The 15,416-nt window shown below is 72.5% G+C and carries 18 protein-coding genes; 3 read left to right on the forward strand and 15 right to left on the reverse strand.

Going from position 1 to position 15,416, the window contains the following annotated elements:
* The 9 genes from secD to pdxS form a co-directional block, all read right to left on the reverse strand.
* Positions 1–1,575, reverse strand: a complete 1,575-nt coding sequence (secD, locus tag AMYTH_RS0111630; protein WP_027930470.1) for a protein translocase subunit SecD — start codon at positions 1,573–1,575, stop codon at positions 1–3.
* Positions 1,576–1,713: 138 nt separating this feature from the next.
* On the reverse strand, positions 1,714–2,106 hold the full coding sequence (gene yajC / locus AMYTH_RS0111635) for a preprotein translocase subunit YajC (protein WP_027930471.1): 393 nt from the start codon (positions 2,104–2,106) through the stop codon (positions 1,714–1,716).
* Between the two features lie 97 nt (positions 2,107–2,203).
* The gene (gene ruvB / locus AMYTH_RS0111640; RefSeq protein ID WP_369794346.1) at positions 2,204–3,262 is read right to left on the reverse strand and encodes a Holliday junction branch migration DNA helicase RuvB; all 1,059 of its coding nucleotides are present in this window, start codon (positions 3,260–3,262) and stop codon (positions 2,204–2,206) included.
* A 12-nt stretch (positions 3,263–3,274) separates the two neighbouring features.
* On the reverse strand, positions 3,275–3,868 hold the full coding sequence (ruvA, locus tag AMYTH_RS0111645) for a Holliday junction branch migration protein RuvA (protein WP_027930472.1): 594 nt from the start codon (positions 3,866–3,868) through the stop codon (positions 3,275–3,277).
* Positions 3,865–4,494, reverse strand: coding sequence for a crossover junction endodeoxyribonuclease RuvC (gene ruvC / locus AMYTH_RS0111650; protein WP_084022571.1), 630 nt, complete (start codon positions 4,492–4,494; stop codon positions 3,865–3,867). Before ruvC ends, ruvA begins: the two co-directional genes overlap by 4 nt.
* A gap of 96 nt (positions 4,495–4,590) precedes the next feature.
* On the reverse strand, positions 4,591–5,109 hold the full coding sequence (locus AMYTH_RS0111655; RefSeq protein ID WP_027930474.1) for a DUF4262 domain-containing protein: 519 nt from the start codon (positions 5,107–5,109) through the stop codon (positions 4,591–4,593).
* A 176-nt stretch (positions 5,110–5,285) separates the two neighbouring features.
* Complete coding sequence (locus AMYTH_RS0111660) at positions 5,286–6,038, reverse strand: YebC/PmpR family DNA-binding transcriptional regulator (RefSeq protein WP_020420710.1); 753 nt, start codon at positions 6,036–6,038, stop codon at positions 5,286–5,288.
* A complete protein-coding gene (pdxT, locus tag AMYTH_RS0111665) occupies positions 6,035–6,670 on the reverse strand; it encodes a pyridoxal 5'-phosphate synthase glutaminase subunit PdxT (RefSeq protein WP_017987958.1) in 636 nt (211 codons plus the stop codon). The genes AMYTH_RS0111660 and pdxT overlap by 4 nt, the downstream gene beginning before the upstream one ends.
* A gap of 87 nt (positions 6,671–6,757) precedes the next feature.
* Positions 6,758–7,672, reverse strand: coding sequence for a pyridoxal 5'-phosphate synthase lyase subunit PdxS (gene pdxS / locus AMYTH_RS0111670; protein ID WP_027930475.1), 915 nt, complete (start codon positions 7,670–7,672; stop codon positions 6,758–6,760).
* A gap of 208 nt (positions 7,673–7,880) precedes the next feature.
* On the opposite strand from pdxS, the gene AMYTH_RS0111675 reads away from it, so the two are divergent.
* Together AMYTH_RS0111675 and AMYTH_RS0111680 are read left to right on the forward strand one after the other, a co-directional pair.
* Complete coding sequence (locus tag AMYTH_RS0111675) at positions 7,881–10,004, forward strand: elongation factor G-like protein EF-G2 (RefSeq protein ID WP_027930476.1); 2,124 nt, start codon at positions 7,881–7,883, stop codon at positions 10,002–10,004.
* Positions 10,005–10,047: 43 nt separating this feature from the next.
* A complete protein-coding gene (locus tag AMYTH_RS0111680) occupies positions 10,048–10,356 on the forward strand; it encodes a hypothetical protein (protein WP_027930477.1) in 309 nt (102 codons plus the stop codon).
* Between the two features lie 60 nt (positions 10,357–10,416).
* Here AMYTH_RS0111680 and AMYTH_RS0111685 read toward each other — a convergent pair whose 3' ends face one another.
* From AMYTH_RS0111685 to AMYTH_RS0111710, 6 genes are all read right to left on the reverse strand, one after another.
* Entirely contained in the window at positions 10,417–10,923 is a 507-nt protein-coding gene (locus AMYTH_RS0111685; RefSeq protein WP_027930478.1) for an XdhC family protein, read from the reverse strand.
* Between the two features lie 9 nt (positions 10,924–10,932).
* Entirely contained in the window at positions 10,933–11,427 is a 495-nt protein-coding gene (locus AMYTH_RS0111690) for a hypothetical protein (protein ID WP_017987953.1), read from the reverse strand.
* Entirely contained in the window at positions 11,424–12,563 is a 1,140-nt protein-coding gene (locus tag AMYTH_RS0111695) for a glycosyltransferase family 4 protein (protein ID WP_027930479.1), read from the reverse strand. The genes AMYTH_RS0111690 and AMYTH_RS0111695 overlap by 4 nt, the downstream gene beginning before the upstream one ends.
* Positions 12,560–13,474 carry a phosphatidylinositol mannoside acyltransferase gene (locus tag AMYTH_RS0111700; RefSeq protein WP_027930480.1) on the reverse strand — a complete coding sequence of 305 codons (915 nt, stop codon included), beginning with the start codon at positions 13,472–13,474 and terminating at the stop codon, positions 12,560–12,562. Before AMYTH_RS0111700 ends, AMYTH_RS0111695 begins: the two co-directional genes overlap by 4 nt.
* Positions 13,474–14,082, reverse strand: a complete 609-nt coding sequence (gene pgsA / locus AMYTH_RS0111705; protein WP_027930481.1) for a phosphatidylinositol phosphate synthase — start codon at positions 14,080–14,082, stop codon at positions 13,474–13,476. The genes AMYTH_RS0111700 and pgsA overlap by 1 nt, the downstream gene beginning before the upstream one ends.
* Positions 14,083–14,226: 144 nt before the next feature.
* Positions 14,227–14,733 carry a MarR family winged helix-turn-helix transcriptional regulator gene (locus tag AMYTH_RS0111710; protein WP_027930482.1) on the reverse strand — a complete coding sequence of 169 codons (507 nt, stop codon included), beginning with the start codon at positions 14,731–14,733 and terminating at the stop codon, positions 14,227–14,229.
* A gap of 94 nt (positions 14,734–14,827) precedes the next feature.
* Between AMYTH_RS0111710 and AMYTH_RS0111715 the strand changes: the two genes are divergently transcribed.
* Positions 14,828–15,376: a YceI family protein gene (locus tag AMYTH_RS0111715; protein WP_027930483.1), complete on the forward strand. Its 549-nt coding sequence runs from the start codon at positions 14,828–14,830 to the stop codon at positions 15,374–15,376.
* Positions 15,377–15,416: the final 40 nt, after the last annotated feature.

A 15,416-nucleotide genomic window follows, 5' to 3' on the forward strand; every position in this document is an offset into this window, starting at 1 on the left:
TCAGGACTCCTTCGCGCCCGCGCCGGCGGGCACCTTGCGCGCGGACCGGCGCTCCGCGGCCAGCGTCTGCACGCCGCCGAGGCCGGTGAGCTTCGGCTGGGACAGGAACTTCGACTTCGACGCCAGCGCGACCAGCGGGTGCGTCACGAGGAACACCACGATCAGGTCGAGCACGGTCGACATGCCGAGGGTGAACGCGAAGCCCTGGACGTCGCCGACCGCGATGGCGTACAGCACCGCGGAGGCGAGGAACATGACCGCGTCCGAGGCCAGGATCGTGCGGCGGGCGCGCACCCAGCCGCGCGGCACCGCGGAGCGGAAGCTGCGGCCGCCCTCGCGGATCTCGTCCTTGAGCCGTTCGAAGAACACCACGAACGAGTCCGCGGTGACACCGATCGCGATGATGAACCCGGCGACGCCGGCCAGGTCGAGCGTGAAGTTGATCCACCGCCCGAGCAGGACCAGCACCGCGTAGACGATCAGGCCGGACAACGCCAGCGAGACGACCGTGAGCACCCCGAGCAGGCGGTAGTAGACCAGGCAGTAGACGAACACCAGCGCGAGGCCGATGCCGCCGGCGATCAGGCCCGCCTCGAGCGAGGCGAGGCCGAGCGTCGCCGACACGGTGGTGGCGTCGGAGGAGGTGAACGACAGCGGCAGCGAGCCGTACTTCAGGACGTCGGCGAGGTCCTTGGTCTGCGCCTGCGTGAAGTTGCCGCTGATCTGGGTGTTGCCGTCGAGGATCGCGCTCTGGATGGTCGGCGCGGACACGACCTGCGTGTCGAGCACGAACGCGGCGCGCTGGCCGATGTTGGCCGTGGTGAAGTCGGCCCAGACCTGGCGGCCCTCGGACTTGAAGGTGAGGTCCACGGTCCACTGCGGCTTGTTCTGCGCCGGCGACGAGGACACCGCGTTGTCGATCTCAGTGCCCTTCAGGAACACCGGGCCGAGCAGGTACTTCTCGGTGCCGGTCTGGTCGCAGGTGAGCAGCGGCAGGTTCGGATCGTCGTTGCCGCGCAGCGGGTCCTGGGTGGAGCAGGTGAACGCGGTCAGCGCGGCGGACGCGTTCGGCCCGGCGGCGAGCGAGTCGCCGGTGCCGGTGACCAGGTCGGCGGCCTGGCGGGTGGCCTTGGCCTGCTGGATCGCGGCCGGGTCGTCGGCCTGTCCCGGCGGCGGCGCGACCGGCGGGGTGGTCACCGTCTGCGCGTCGATCACCTTGCGGAAGCCGAGCTGGGCGGTCTGGCCGAGCTTCTTGGCCTGGTCGCCCTGCTCGCCGGGAACGGTGATCACGATGTTGTCGCCGTCGAGGACCACCTCGGTGCCGCTGACCCCGATCCCGTTCACGCGGGTCTCGATGATCTGGCGCGCCTGGTTGAGGGACTCGCGCGAGGGCGCGGAGCCGTCCGGGGTGCGCGCGCTCAGCGTCACCCGGGTGCCGCCCTGCAGGTCGATGCCCAGCTTCGGCGTGGGCTTCCCGCCGCCGGTGAAGAACACCAGGGCGTAGAGCACGACCACGATCAGGACGAAGAAGCCGAGATAGCGTCCCGGGCGGATCCGCCCGGCCGGTGGTGCCACGGTGGTCGTTCTCCTCGACGGTCAGCTGCGGGGTTCGTGCCGCCTACGCGGCGGTACGCAGACACTACTCGCCGCGTTGTGAACGCGGCGTTGACCCCGGCGTCACCACCGGACGCCGGGGTGTTGCCCTTCGTCGGGCTACTTCTTCTCGCTCTCCAGCGAGGGAGCAGCGGCCTTCTCGCCGGCCTCGGCCTTGGGCGCCTCGACCGTCTCGGTGACCTCGGCGGTCTCGGCCACGTCGTCCTCGGTCTCGACCTCGTCGGCCACCTCGGGGGCGACCTTCTCGCGCACGGCCTGGCGCAGCCACGTCGTCACGACGCCGGGCGCGATCTCGATGTCGATCGTGGTGTCGCTGCTGGTGTCCGCCACCGTGCCGTACAGGCCGGAGGTGGTCATCACCCGGTCGCCCTCGGACAGGCTGCTCTGCAGCTTCTGCTGCTCCTGCACGGCACGCTTCTGCTTCCGGGTGCCCATCACCAGCGGGATCGCCACGACGAGCATGAGCAGCAACGGCAGGAAAAGCTGTTCCATGATTCTCCATTCGGTGTGCGACGCCCGGCCGCTCACCAATTTGTCCGGATGTGCTCTTTCGAGTGTGCCAGGCACCACTGACCAGGCCAGCACCCGGTTAGTCGAACAGGGTAGGCCCTGCCTGGTCCGGGCGGGGCGGGGGGCGCAGACCAAGGTGCTCCCAGGCACTCGCCGTCGCCACCCGGCCACGCGGGGTGCGCGCGAGCATACCCGCGCGCACCAGGTAGGGCTCGCAGACTTCCTCGACCGTCGTCGGTTCCTCACCGACCGCGACGGCGAGGGTGGACACCCCGACCGGGCCGCCGCCGAAGGAGTGCACCAGCGCCGACAGCACCGCGCGGTCCAGCCGGTCCAGGCCCAGCTCGTCGACGTCGTAGACGGCCAGCGCGGCGCGGGCGACGGCCAGGGTGACCTTGCCGTCCTCGCGGACCTCGGCGTAGTCGCGGACACGGCGCAGCAGCCGGTTGGCGATGCGGGGCGTGCCGCGCGAGCGGCGGGCGATCTCCGCGCTGCCCTCGGCGTCGATCTCGATGTCCAGGATCTTCGCCGAGCGGCGGACCACCTGGTCGAGCTCGTGGTCGGCGTAGAACTCCATCTGACCGGTGAAGCCGAACCGGTCGCGCAGCGGGCCGGTCAGCGCGCCGGAGCGGGTGGTGGCGCCGACCAGGGTGAACGGCGCGATCTCCAGCGGGATGCTGGTGGCGCCCGGCCCCTTGCCGACGACCACGTCGACGCGGAAGTCCTCCATCGCCAGGTAGAGCATCTCCTCGGCGGGGCGCGCGATCCGGTGGATCTCGTCGATGAACAGCACGTCGCCCTCGGCGAGGTTGGACAGCATCGCGGCGAGGTCGCCGGCGCGTTCCAGCGCCGGGCCGGAGGTGATGCGGATCGAGGCGTCCAGCTCGGCCGCGACGATCATCGCCAGGCTCGTCTTGCCCAGGCCGGGCGGGCCGGACAGCAGGACGTGGTCCGGCGGCACGCCGCGCCGCCGGGCGCTCTCCAGCACCAGTTCCAGCTGCTCACGCACGCGCGGCTGGCCGATGAACTCGCTCAGCCTGCTCGGACGCAGCGTCGTCTCCATCTCGCGCTCGCCCAGCTGGGGCAGCGCGGAGAGGGTCTCGTCCGCCGGGTGCTCGGTCACCTCTTCATCGTGCACGCGTCAGCAGCCTCACTTGCGCCCGAGGGTGCTCAGCGCGGCGCGCAGCACGGCCGGGGTGGTGTCGGCCGCACCGGCGGCCAGCACCTTCTCCACGGCCTGCTCGGCCTGCTTGGCGGGGAAGCCGAGGCCGGTGAGCGCCTCGACGACCTCGGCGCGCACCGCGCCCGCCGCCGGGGCCGCGGTGGTCTCGGCGCTCCCGCCGGCCGCGGTGACCTTGTCCCGCAGTTCCAGGGTGAGCCGCTCGGCGCCCTTGCGGCCGATGCCCGGCACCTGGGTGAGCACGGTGATGTTGCCTTCGGCGAGCGCGGTGCGCAGCTTGTCCGGGTCGAGCACGGCCAGCGCGGCCAGCGCCAGCCGCGGCCCGATGCCGGAGACGGTCTGCAGCAGCCCGAACAGCTCGCGGGCCTCGGCGTCGGCGAAGCCGAACAGCGTCAGCGAGTCCTCCCGCACGACGAGCGACGTGTAGAGGCGGACCTCCTCGCCGCGCCGTAGCGTGGCCAGCGTCGACGGCGTGGCCTGCACCGCGAGACCGACCCCGCCGACCTCCACCACGACGTGGTCGAGCCCGACCGAGAGCACCTCGCCCCGGACCGAGGAGATCATCCCCGCACTCCCTTCCCTGGTGTCCGCGTGTTCGCCCGGCGGGGGGCCACCGCCGCCACGGCGCCCGCCGACTTCGCCGCCGCGGCGAGCCGGGCCTTGTGCGCGCGGGCGAGTTCCGCCGCGCGCGCCTCGGCTTCGGCGAGCCGGTCGCGCATCGGCTGGCGCCACAGGTGGCAGATGGCCAGCGCGAGCGCGTCGGCGGCGTCGGCGGGGCGCGGCGCCTGCGCGAGCCCGAGCAGCCGGGTGACCATGCCGGTGACCTGCGCCTTGTCCGCGCGGCCGCTGCCGGTGACGGCGGCCTTGACCTCGCTCGGGGTGTGGAAGACGACCGGCAGCCCGCGGCGGGCGGCGGCCAGCGCCACGACTCCCCCGGCCTGCGCGGTGCCCATCGCGGTGCGCACGTTGTGCTGGCTGAAGACGCGTTCGACGGCGACCGCCTCCGGGCGGTAGGTGTCCAGCCAGTGCTCGACGGCGTCGGAGACCGCGAGCAGGCGCCGTTCCAGCGTGTCGTCGACCGGGGTGCGGACGACGTCCACCGCGACGCAGCTGACGGTACGGCCGGTCCCCCCGTCCACCACGCCGAGCCCGCACCGGGTCAGCCCGGGGTCCACGCCGAGCACTCGCACCGATCACCCTCCTGCCGCCGAACACGCGTTCGAGGTGAGGCTACCGCGCCGGGCGGCGCGCGCCCGGCAGGACGCGCCGGGGCCGATGATCGTCCTTTATGGACCGTCGACGCCCGGGGTCCAGCTCTCCGGCGCGCCGCTCTCGGTCAGCACCGGCTGCCAGTCGGCGAACCCCTCCGGCGCGTCCGCGCTCCACGGCCAGTGCCCGTCCGGCGTGGCGACGATGATCTGCAGCGCGGGGAAGTCGCCGTCCGGGTACACGAGGAACGCGCTGCCCAGGTACTCGAGGTAGTGCCCCTTGGCGACACGCTCGAAGGTGACCGGCACGCCCTCGAAGAAGTCCTCGTAGACCTTGCCCGGCACGAACTCCTCGCCGTTGGCGGCGCGGTCGACGTAGGCGTCGAGCAGGATCGGCGCCATCTGCTCGGGCAGCCCGACGACGACGGCCTCGGGGACCTCGTGCAGCGCCCACACGCACGCCGTGAACGCGTACCCCGCGCCGGAATCGTCGGCCGCCACGGAGATCACCGCGTTGCCGCGGGTCTCGGCCTGGTTGACGATCCACTCGAGGAGGTCGGATTCTTCGGGCGCGAGGGTCTCGGTCACGGGCGGCATTCTGCCGTACGCCGGCGGCGGCGGGACACCCCCCGGTGGTGGAAAATTCCCCTTGCACGCCAAGGCCCTCCGGTGCGGGCGCACCGGAGGGCCTTGGGAAGTGCGGTGTTACGCGCCGACCTCTTCGAGCACCTCGTCGCTCACATGGAATCCGACGCAGGGCGGACACGTTCCCGTCACGCGCCGACCTCTTCGAGCACCTCGTCGGAGACATCGAAGTTGGCGTACACGTTCTGGACGTCGTCGCAGTCCTCCAGCGCGTCGATCAGCCGGAAGACCTTCTTGGCGCCCTCGGCGTCCAGCGGGACGCTGACCGACGGCAGGAACGTCGGGTCGGCCGACTCGTAGTCGTATCCGGCGTCCTGCAGCGCCTTGCGGACGTTGATCAGGTCGGTGGCCTCGGAGACGATCTCGAAGTTGTCGCCGAGGTCGTTGACCTCCTCCGCGCCCGCGTCGAGGACGGCCATCAGGACGTCGTCCTCGGACAGGTCGTTCTTGGGCATGATCACCACGCCCTTGCGGTTGAACAGGTACGACACCGAGCCCGGGTCGGCGAGCGAGCCGCCGTTGCGGGTCAGCGCGGTGCGCACCTCGCCCGCCGCGCGGTTGCGGTTGTCGGTCAGGCACTCGATCAGCACGGCGACGCCGTTGGGGCCGTAGCCCTCGTAGTTGATCGTCTGCCAGTCCGCGCCACCCGCTTCCTCACCGGCGCCGCGCTTGCGGGCGCGCTCGATGTTGTCCTGCGGGACCGAGTTCTTCTTCGCCTTCTGGATGGCGTCGTAGAGGGTCGGGTTGCCCTCGGGATCGCCCCCGCCGGTCCGCGCGGCGACCTCGATGTTCTTGATGAGTCTCGCGAACAGCTTGCCACGCTTGGCGTCGAGGGCGGCCTTCTTGTGCTTCGTGGTGGCCCACTTGGAGTGGCCGCTCATCTCTCCTCCGTCTCGCTCGTCGTCGCCGCGTCCCGCACCATCTCCACGAACAGGCGATGGACCCGATCGTCACCGGTCAGCTCCGGGTGGAAGGCCGTGGCGAGCACCGGCCCCTGCCGGACCGCGACGATCCTAGCGCCGGTGCCGTCGGCGCCGGGCACCGTGGCCAGCACCTCGACCCCGTCGCCTGCTTTTTCCACCCACGGGGCGCGGATGAAGACCGCGTGCAGGGGTCCGCCGGGGAGCGCCGCGAAGGCCAGGTCCTCCTCGAAGGAGTCCACCTGGCGGCCGAAGGCGTTGCGCCGGACGATCACGTCGAGCGCGCCGAGCTGGTGCTGGTCCGGGCGGCCGTCCAGGGCCTGCTTGGCGAGCAGGATCATGCCCGCGCACGAGCCGAAGGCGGGCAGTCCCGCGGCGAGCCGCTCGCGGAGCGGGCCGAGCAGCTCGAACGTCTCGAGCAGGCGCGACATGGTGGTGGACTCGCCGCCGGGCAGGACGAGCCCGTCGACGGCGGCCAGTTCGGACTCGCGCCGGACGGCGACGGCGCGCCCGCCCGCGCTCTCGACCATGGCGGCGTGCTCCCGCACGTCCCCCTGCAGCGCGAGAACGCCGATCACCGGTACCGCGGACACCTGACCTCCTGGAACACGTCGGAAACCACTGTACGACCGCGCGACGGGGGCCGGTCGCGTCCGCGCGACCGGCCCCCGCGCGGAGGACTACCAGCCGCGCTCGGCGAGCCGGTGCGGCTCCGGCACGTCGTCCACGTTGATGCCGACCATCGCCTCGCCGAGGCCACGCGACACCTTCGCGATCACGTCCGGGTCGTCGTGGAAGGTGGTGGCCTTGACGATCGCCTCGGCGCGCTTCGCGGGGTCGCCGGACTTGAAGATGCCGGAGCCGACGAACACGCCCTCGGCGCCGAGCTGCATCATCATCGCCGCGTCGGCCGGGGTCGCGATGCCGCCCGCGGTGAACAGCACGACCGGCAGCTTGCCCTTCTGCGCCACCTCCCGCACCAGCTCGTAGGGCGCCTGCAGCTCCTTGGCCGCCACGTACAGCTCGTCCTCCGGCAGCGACGTGAGGCGCCGGATCTCCGCGCGGATCTTGCGCATGTGGGTGGTCGCGTTGGACACGTCGCCGGTGCCCGCCTCGCCCTTGGAGCGGATCATCGCCGCGCCCTCGTTGATGCGGCGCAGCGCCTCGCCCAGGTTCGTCGCGCCGCACACGAACGGCACCGTGAAGGCCCACTTGTCGATGTGGTTGGCGTAGTCGGCGGGGGTGAGCACCTCGGACTCGTCGATGTAGTCGACGCCGAGCGACTGGAGCACCTGCGCCTCGACGAAGTGGCCGATCCGCGCCTTGGCCATCACCGGGATGGAGACCGTGTCGATGATGCCCTCGATGAGGTCCGGGTCGCTCATCCGCGCCACCCCGCCCTGCGCGCGGATGTCGGCGGGCACGCGCTCGAGCGCCATCACGGCCACCGCGCCGGCGTCCTCGGCGATCTTGGCCTGCTCGGGGGTGACGACGTCCATGATCACGCCGCCCTTGAGCATCTCGGCCATGCCGCGCTTGACGCGCGCGGTGCCCGTTTCGGGCGTGGCGGAACTGCTGGACTGAACTTCGGACACGACAGAACGCCTTTCACGAAACACAGAGGGGGTTCGGTGTCCAGTCTAGGTTTCGGTGGACCGCTCCCCCAGGCCAGTTCGCCGCGATTTCAGCAGTCCACTTTCGCTCCGCAGGCGCAACCTGTCCGCGCGGGGTTGCCGGACCATGCTCGCCGGGTGTGTGATCGAGGACACACCTTTCGACAGCGTCGTCCCCGGGGAGCCCGCCATGGCCGACAAACAAGCCCGCACCGTCGATGCCGGAGCCGCGGTCGCTGTGGACGACCCGGTCAAGGTTCGCAACGTGGTCCTGGTCGGTCCGTCCGGCTCCGGCAAGACCACCCTCACCGAGGCTGTGCTCACGGTGTCCGGCACCGTGACCAGGGCCGGTTCCGTTGTGGAGGGCACCACGGTCTGCGACCACGACCCCGCGGCCGTGCGCCAGCAGCGCTCGGTCGGGCTCTCCGTCGCGCCGGTGATGCACGACGGGCACAAGATCAACCTGATCGACACCCCCGGCTACGCCGACTTCGTGGGCGAGCTGCGGGCCGGGCTGCGTGCGGCCGACGCCGCGTTGTTCGTGGTGTGCTCGGCCGAAGGCGTCGACCCGGCGACGGTGGCCATCTGGGAGGAGTGCGCCGCGGTGGGCATGCCGCGCGCCGTGATCGTCTCCCGCCTCGACCACCACCGCGCCGACCCCGAGGGCGAGATCGCCGCGTGCCAGGACGCGTTCGGCGCCGGCGTGCTGCCGCTGTACCTGCCGGCGAGCGGCCCGGAGCCGGGCCTGGTCGGGCTGATCACGCGCCGGCTGTACGACTACTCGGACGGCTTCCCGCCGCGCCTGGGCGAACCGTCGCCCGCGGACCTGGATCGGCTGACCGAGGCGCGCAACGAGCTCATCGAGGGCATCATCGCCGAGAGCGAGGACGAGACCTTGATGGACCGCTACCTCGCGGGCGAGGAGATCAGCGAGGACACGCTGATCTCGGACCTGGAGACGGCCGTGGCCCGCGGGTCCTTCCACCCGGTGATCCCGGTGTGCGCGGCCACCGGCGTGGGGCTGGCCGAGGTGCTCGACGGCATCGTCCGCGCCTTCCCGTCGCCGCTGGAGCACAAGCTGCCGCCGGTCACCACGCCCGAGGGCGCCCCGCACCCCGAGCTGAGCACCGATCCGGACGGGCCGCTGGCCGCCGAGGTGGTGCGCACCGCCGTCGACTCCTACGTCGGGCGGGTGTCGCTCGTCCGGGTGTTCTCCGGAACGCTGCGGCCCGAGCGGCCGGTGCACGTGTCCGGGCACGGCATGGCCGAACGCGGCCACGAGGACCACGACACCGACGAGCGCGTGGCGCACCTGTATTCGCCGCTGGGCGCGAACCTGCGCGAGGTGCCCTACTGCGTCGCCGGTGACCTGTGCGCGCTGACGAAGGTCGGGTCGGCCGAAACCGGCGACACCGTCTCCTCGCCCGAGCACCCGCTGCTGATGCGCCCGTGGCCGATGCCGGAGCCGCTGCTGCCGGTGGCCGTCGTGGCCCGCAACCGCAGCGACGAGGACGCCTTGGCACGCAACCTGTCCCGCCTGGTGGCCGGCGACCCGACGCTGCGGCTGGAGCGCAACGCCGAGACGGCGCAACTGGTCCTGTGGTGCATGGGCGAGGCGCACGCCGACGTCGTGCTGTCCCGGCTGCGGGCAGGCGGGGCCGAAGTGGACACCGAGCCGGTGAAGACGAGCCTGCGCGAGACGTTCGCCGGGCCGGCGAAGGGGCACGGGCGGCACGTGAAGCAGTCCGGCGGGCACGGCCAGTACGCGGTGTGCGACATCGAGGTCGAACCGCTGCCGCGGGGCGCCGGGTTCGAGTTCGTGGACCGGATCGTCGGCGGGGCCGTGCCGCACCAGTTCATCCCGAGCGTGGAGAAGGGGGTGCGGGCGCAGCTGCAACGCGGGCTGGTGGCCGGCTACCCGGTGGTCGACGTGCGCGTGACGCTCGTCGACGGCAAGGCGCACAGCGTCGACTCCTCGGACGCGGCGTTCCAGACCGCGGGCGCGCTGGCACTGAAGGAGGCCGCCGCGAACGGGCGGGTGGTGCTGCTCGAACCACTGGACGAGGTCGACGTCCGGGTGCCGGACGAGTACCTGGGCGCGGTGCTCGGCGACCTGTCCTCGCGGCGCGGCCGGGTGCTGGGGACGGAGTCGGTGAGCGGCGGGCGGAGCATCGTGCGCGCCGAGGTGCCCGCGACCGAGCTGCTGCGGTACACCACGGAGCTGCGGTCGCTGAGCTCCGGCACGGCGACGTTCACCCGGCGGCACGCGCGCTACGACCCGATGCCGGACAACCTGGTGGCGGCGCACGCCTGAAATTCACGAGCGCGGGCCGCGGCGGGTTGCCTATTCTCGCCGCATGACCGGCAAGCGCTACCACGAGGACGCGGAGGTGCTGGCGGCGATCGGCACGGCGATCGGCGAGCGCCGGATCACCGTCCGGCTGCCGCGTGCGCTCGCCGAGGCTGCCGTGGCCGCCTGGCAGCGCGACGAGACCGGGCCCGTGGAGCCGGAGACGCCGGAGCAGTGGGTGCTGCGCGACCGGGCGGCCGAGCTGGCGCTGATCGGGCTCGCGGTGTCCGAGCGGGGCCGGCCGGACGGCGAGTTCGTGGTGGTGGACCTGGACGTGGCCGCCGCCGGCGCCGCGGTGCGAGCCGCCCGGGAGTGAGCCGGCACTCGCGCCCACCAGCTCCGCGCACGCGGTCTGCGGAGGGAACCGGCGGACGCCTCAGCGGCCGAAGAAACCACCAGGGCGGCCGTTGCGGTCCGCGATCAACCCCGCCAGTGTGGCGATCGCGATCTCCGCCGGGCGGCGCGAACCGATGTCCAGGCCGATCGGCCGGTGCACCCGGGCGATGTCGGCCTCGGCCACGCCCAGCGACCGCAGCGCCGCCACGTGCGGGCCCTCGTGCCGCGGGTTGCCCATCACCCCGGCCCAGCGCACCGGGCGCGCGAGCACGTCCCGCAGCGCGGCGCCCAGCTCGGGCCGGTGGTGGTCGGTCACCACGACATCGGTGTCCTCGTCCAGGTCCGGCAACTCGGCCGCCACCTTCACGCCCGGGACCGCTCGGGACGGGTCCGGCTCGAACAGCAGCGTCCGGTAGCCGAGGTCCTCGCCGTAGCGCAGCAGGAACTCCGCGACCGGTGAGGCGAACACCGCGACCAGCGTCCGCGTGCCCGCCTGCGAATCATCCGCGCCGTGCGCCACCGCGCACGCCGAGTCTTCCGTAGCCATACGCGGATCCTAAGCGCCCGGCACCGGTGGTTCCGCGATCTCGAAGTACTCCGGCTGCCGCGCGGTGCCCGCCAGCTTGAAGTACCGCACCTTCCGCCGCCGTCGCAGCGCCAGCGTGTCCCGCACCGCGTCGTTGTGCACACGCCGCGCGATCACCACCCGGTGCTCCGCGTCGGCCAGTTCCTCCGCCAGCGACGCGGGCAGCCGGGCGCGGTCGACCGACTCCAGCAGCCGGGTCAGCTCGTTCTCCGCGACCTCCCGCTCGGCGCGCGGCGCCTTCTCCGCGATGTCCGCCGCCTCGCGCAGGCCCGGCGCCGCCCCGTCGACGGCCGCCACCGCGCGCGCCACCACCGCCCGCCGCGCCAGCGCCGCGTCCAGCGCCGCCCACCCGGCGTCCAGCCGCACGTGCAGCCGGTCCAGCCGGTTGGCGGTGGCGACCAGGAACAACCCGCCGAGCACGACGATCGCCGCGACGATCGCGACGACCAGCACGAACCAGTTCACAGCGGCGCGTCCTCCGCACTGACCCGCCGCGGGTCGGCGGCGATCGCCGTCTCGTAGACCCGCAGCACCTGCGTCACCACGACCGGCCAGTCGTAGATCGCGACCCGCTCCCCCGCCGCCGCGGCCAGCGACGTCCGCCGCGCCGGATCGCCGAGCAGGTCACGCAGGCAGCCGGCCAGCGCCGCGCTGTCGCCGGTGGTGAACAGCGCCCCGGCGCGCCCGTCGTCCAGCACCCGGCGGAACGAGTCGAGGTTGCTCGCCGCCACCGCCGTCCCGGCCGCCATCGCCTCGGTCAGGATCATCCCGAAGCTCTCGCCACCGGTGTTGGGCGCGCAGTAGACGTCCACGCTGCGCAGCGCCCGCGCCTTGGTGGCGTCGTCGACCTGCCCGAGCAGCTCCAGGTGGGGCGCCAGCTCCGGGCCCGCCATCCGGCGCAGCGCGTCGGCCTCGCCGCGCCCCACCACCAGCAGCCGCAGCTCCGGGAACTCCGGCAGCAGGCGGCGGGCTGCCTCCAGGAGCACGTCCATGCCCTTGCGCGGCTCGGTGAACCGGCCGACGAACCCGATCGTGCCGCCGGCCCGCGGATACCCCTCCAGCGGCTCGGCCCGGGAGAAGAACTCGACGTCGACGCCGTTCGGGATCTCCACCGCGTCGCCGCCGGCGTGCTCGACCTGCACCCGCCGCGCCAGCGCGGACACCGCGATGCGCGCGGTGATCTTCTCCAGCAGCGGCCGCAGCACCGGCTGGAACGCCGACAACGTCCGGGACCGCGGCGTGGAGGTGTGGAACGTCGCGACGATCGGCCCGTCGGCGACCTTCAGCGCCAGCAGCGACAGGCTCGGCGCGGCAGGCTCGTGCAGGTGCAGCACGTCGAACCCGCCCTCACGCAGCCACCGCCGCACCCGCGCGTAGGACACCGGGCCGAACTGCAGCCGGGCCACCGAGCCGTTGTACGGGATGCCGAGCGCCTTGCCCGCGGGGTGCACGAAGTCGGGCAGGTCCGCGTCGTCGTCCGCGGGCGCCAGCACCGACACCTCGTGCCCGCGGTCGCGCAGCGCGCGCGCCAGGTCCGTGACGTGCCCCTGGACGCCGCCGGGCACGTCGAAGGAATACGGGCAGACGATCCCGACCTTCACGCCGCTTCCTCCGCCGAAAAGGTCGCCTCCTCGAAATCGGCGGCCCACAGCTTCTGCATCATGTGCCAGTCCGCCGGGTGCGCGGCGATGTCGCCGGCGAAGACGTCGGCCAGCGCCTGGGTCGCGGCCGGCACCTCGGTGCGGTGCGCGACGCGGATGCGCGGGTGGATGCGGATGCCCCAGCCGTCCTCGGTGAACCAGCTGCCCACTGGCAGCAGCGCGGCGCCCGTGCTGGCGGCCAGCCGGGCGGGGCCGGCCGGCATGCTCGTCTTCTCGCCGAAGAACGACACCGGCACCCCGCTGCCGGACAGGTCGCGGTCGGCGATCAGGCACACCACCCGGTTCTCCCGCAACCGCTGCAGCAGCAACCGGAACGAACCGGTGCCGCCGTCCGCGGACAGGATCTCGAACCCCAGCGACTCGCGGTAGGCGACGAACCGCTGGAACAGCGACTCCGGCTTGAGCCGTTCGACCACCGTGGTGAACGGGCCGTACCGGCCGACGGCCCAGATGCCCGGCACGTCCCAGTTCCCGCTGTGCGGCAACGCGACCACCGCGCCGTTGCCCTCGGCGAGCGCGGCGTCGAGGTTCTCCACGCCGCTGATCGTCAGGTCCACCCGGGACCGGATTCCGTCCGCGTCCATCGTGGGCAGCCGGAACGCCTCGTGCCAATAGCGCGCGTAGGACCGCACGGCCTGCCGGGTCAGCTCGTCGAGTTCGGTCTCGTCCGCCTGCGGCACGACGCGGGCCAGGTTGCGGCGCAACTGCCGCACGCCGGGGCCCTTGCGCCAGGCCGCGAAGTCCGCGGCCAATCCGAAACCGGCCTTCGCCAGCGGCACCGGCAGGCGGCGCACCACGTTCCAGCCGGCCGCGTAGCCGAGGTCGGCCATCCGCTCGCCGAACCGGCCCATCAGCCCGCCTCCCTGGCGGAGGTGGCGACGGCCAGCATCCGCTGGACCGTGGTGACGATCGAGCCGGCCGCGAGCAGCCACAGCGTGCCCTCGACGGCGAACGGCACGCCGAGGCCCTCCAGCCCGGTGCCGACGAGCGCGATGATCAGCCGCTCGGCACGTTCGACCAGGCCGCCGTCTGCCTTGAGGCCCTCCGCCTCGGCGCGGGCCTTGATGTAGGAGATCACCTGCGCCAGCACGAGGCAGATCAGGCAGGCCGCCGCGGCGCGCAGGTTGTGCTCGACCGCGAAGCACCACCACGCGATGCCGGCGAACAGGGCGCCGTCGGCGAGCCGGTCGCAGGTCGCGTCCAGCGTCGCGCCGAACGGGGTGCCGTAGCCGCGGGCCCGGGCCATCGCGCCGTCGAGCAGGTCGAGCATCGCGAAGCCCCACACGGTGAACGTGCCGGCGAGCAGCATCCCGTTCGGGAAGAACACCAGGGCACAGGCGATCGCGCCGGCCGTGCCGATCATGGTCATCGCGTTCGGGGTCAGCCCGGCCCGCACCAGAGCGTGGCCGAGCGGGTCCAGGGCTCGCGAGACGGACGCTCGCGCGAAGATGTTCAGCATCAGATCGTCGGGGTGGCGGTATCGGCGGGCATGTCCATCGCTCTCGGCGTTCCACCTGGGGCTGCGGGGTCGGTTTGCTGACCGCAGCCTATCCACCCGCTACGACGATCCGGTGACGCGGCGCGCCCAAGGCGCCGGGCGCGCTCAGGCGAGGCGGTCCAGCCGGGCTTCCTCGGCCGCGACGGCCTCGGCGCAGCGGGGCGTGAGCTTGTCGCGGATCGCGTCGGAGATCTCCCCCAGCGCGCGCACCTGGTCCGGGGTGAGCGCGTCGAACAGGGCCTCGCGGACGGCCTCGACGTGCCCGGGAGCTGCGGCTTCGAGTGCGGCGAAGCCACGGTCGGTCAGCTTCGCGAACGAGCCGCGCTTGTCGGTGCCGCAGCTGTCCCGGCGCACCCAGCCGTTGGCCTCGAGGCGGGCGACCGCGTGGGAGAGCCGGCTGCGTGACGAATGGCACTTCTCGGCCAGTTCGCTCATCCGCAGCGTGCGGCCGGGGGCCTCGGACAGCACGACGAGGACCTCGTAGTAGGTGTGCGGCATGCGGGCGTCGCGCTGGAGCTGGGAATCCACGTGGCCGCGCAGCATGGTGACGGCGACCGAGAACGAGCGCCACACACGCTGTTCGTCTTCGCTGAGCCATCGCGGTTCGGACATGTCTCACATAGTAGCCCTAGTTGAGCCCTCAACCATTCCTTCGCTAAGGTGTGGTTGAGGGCTCAACCAAGCTTCGTTGTGAGGAGACAAGCACATGACCGCTTCGACGACCGAGATCCCCGGCTACATCGCGGGCACCTGGACCATCGACTCGGTGCACTCCGACGTCGACTTCGTCGTCCGCCACCTGGGCGTGTCCAAGGTCCGCGGCCGCTTTGCCGAGGTCGAGGGCGAGATCGTGACCGGCGCCGACCTCGCGGACTCGAAGGTGACCGCCACCATCAAGGCCGACAGCATCGACACGAAGAACGCCGACCGCGACGCGCACGTCAAGGGCGCCGACTTCCTGGACGTCGAGCAGTTCCCGACGCTGAAGTTCGTGTCGACGGGCGTGCGCGCCGAGGACGGCGAGTACTTCATCGACGGCGAGCTGACCCTGCACGGCGTCACCAAGCCGGTCACCCTGACCGCCGAGGTCGGTGGCTTCGCCGACGGCATGGCCGAGGGCACCAAGGTTTTCGGTATCTCCGCCACCACCGAGATCAAGCGCAGCGACTTCGGCATCGGCGCCACCATCCCGGCCGCCGTGGTGAGCGACAAGGTGAAGATCGAGCTGAACATCGAGGCCGGCCTGCAGGCCTGAGAACCTCGCGGGAAAAGGGTCCGGACGGGCACTCCGTCCG

Origin of the sequence: Amycolatopsis thermoflava N1165, from assembly GCF_000473265.1 — a bacterium.
Lineage (GTDB): Bacteria > Actinomycetota > Actinomycetes > Mycobacteriales > Pseudonocardiaceae > Amycolatopsis_E > Amycolatopsis_E thermoflava.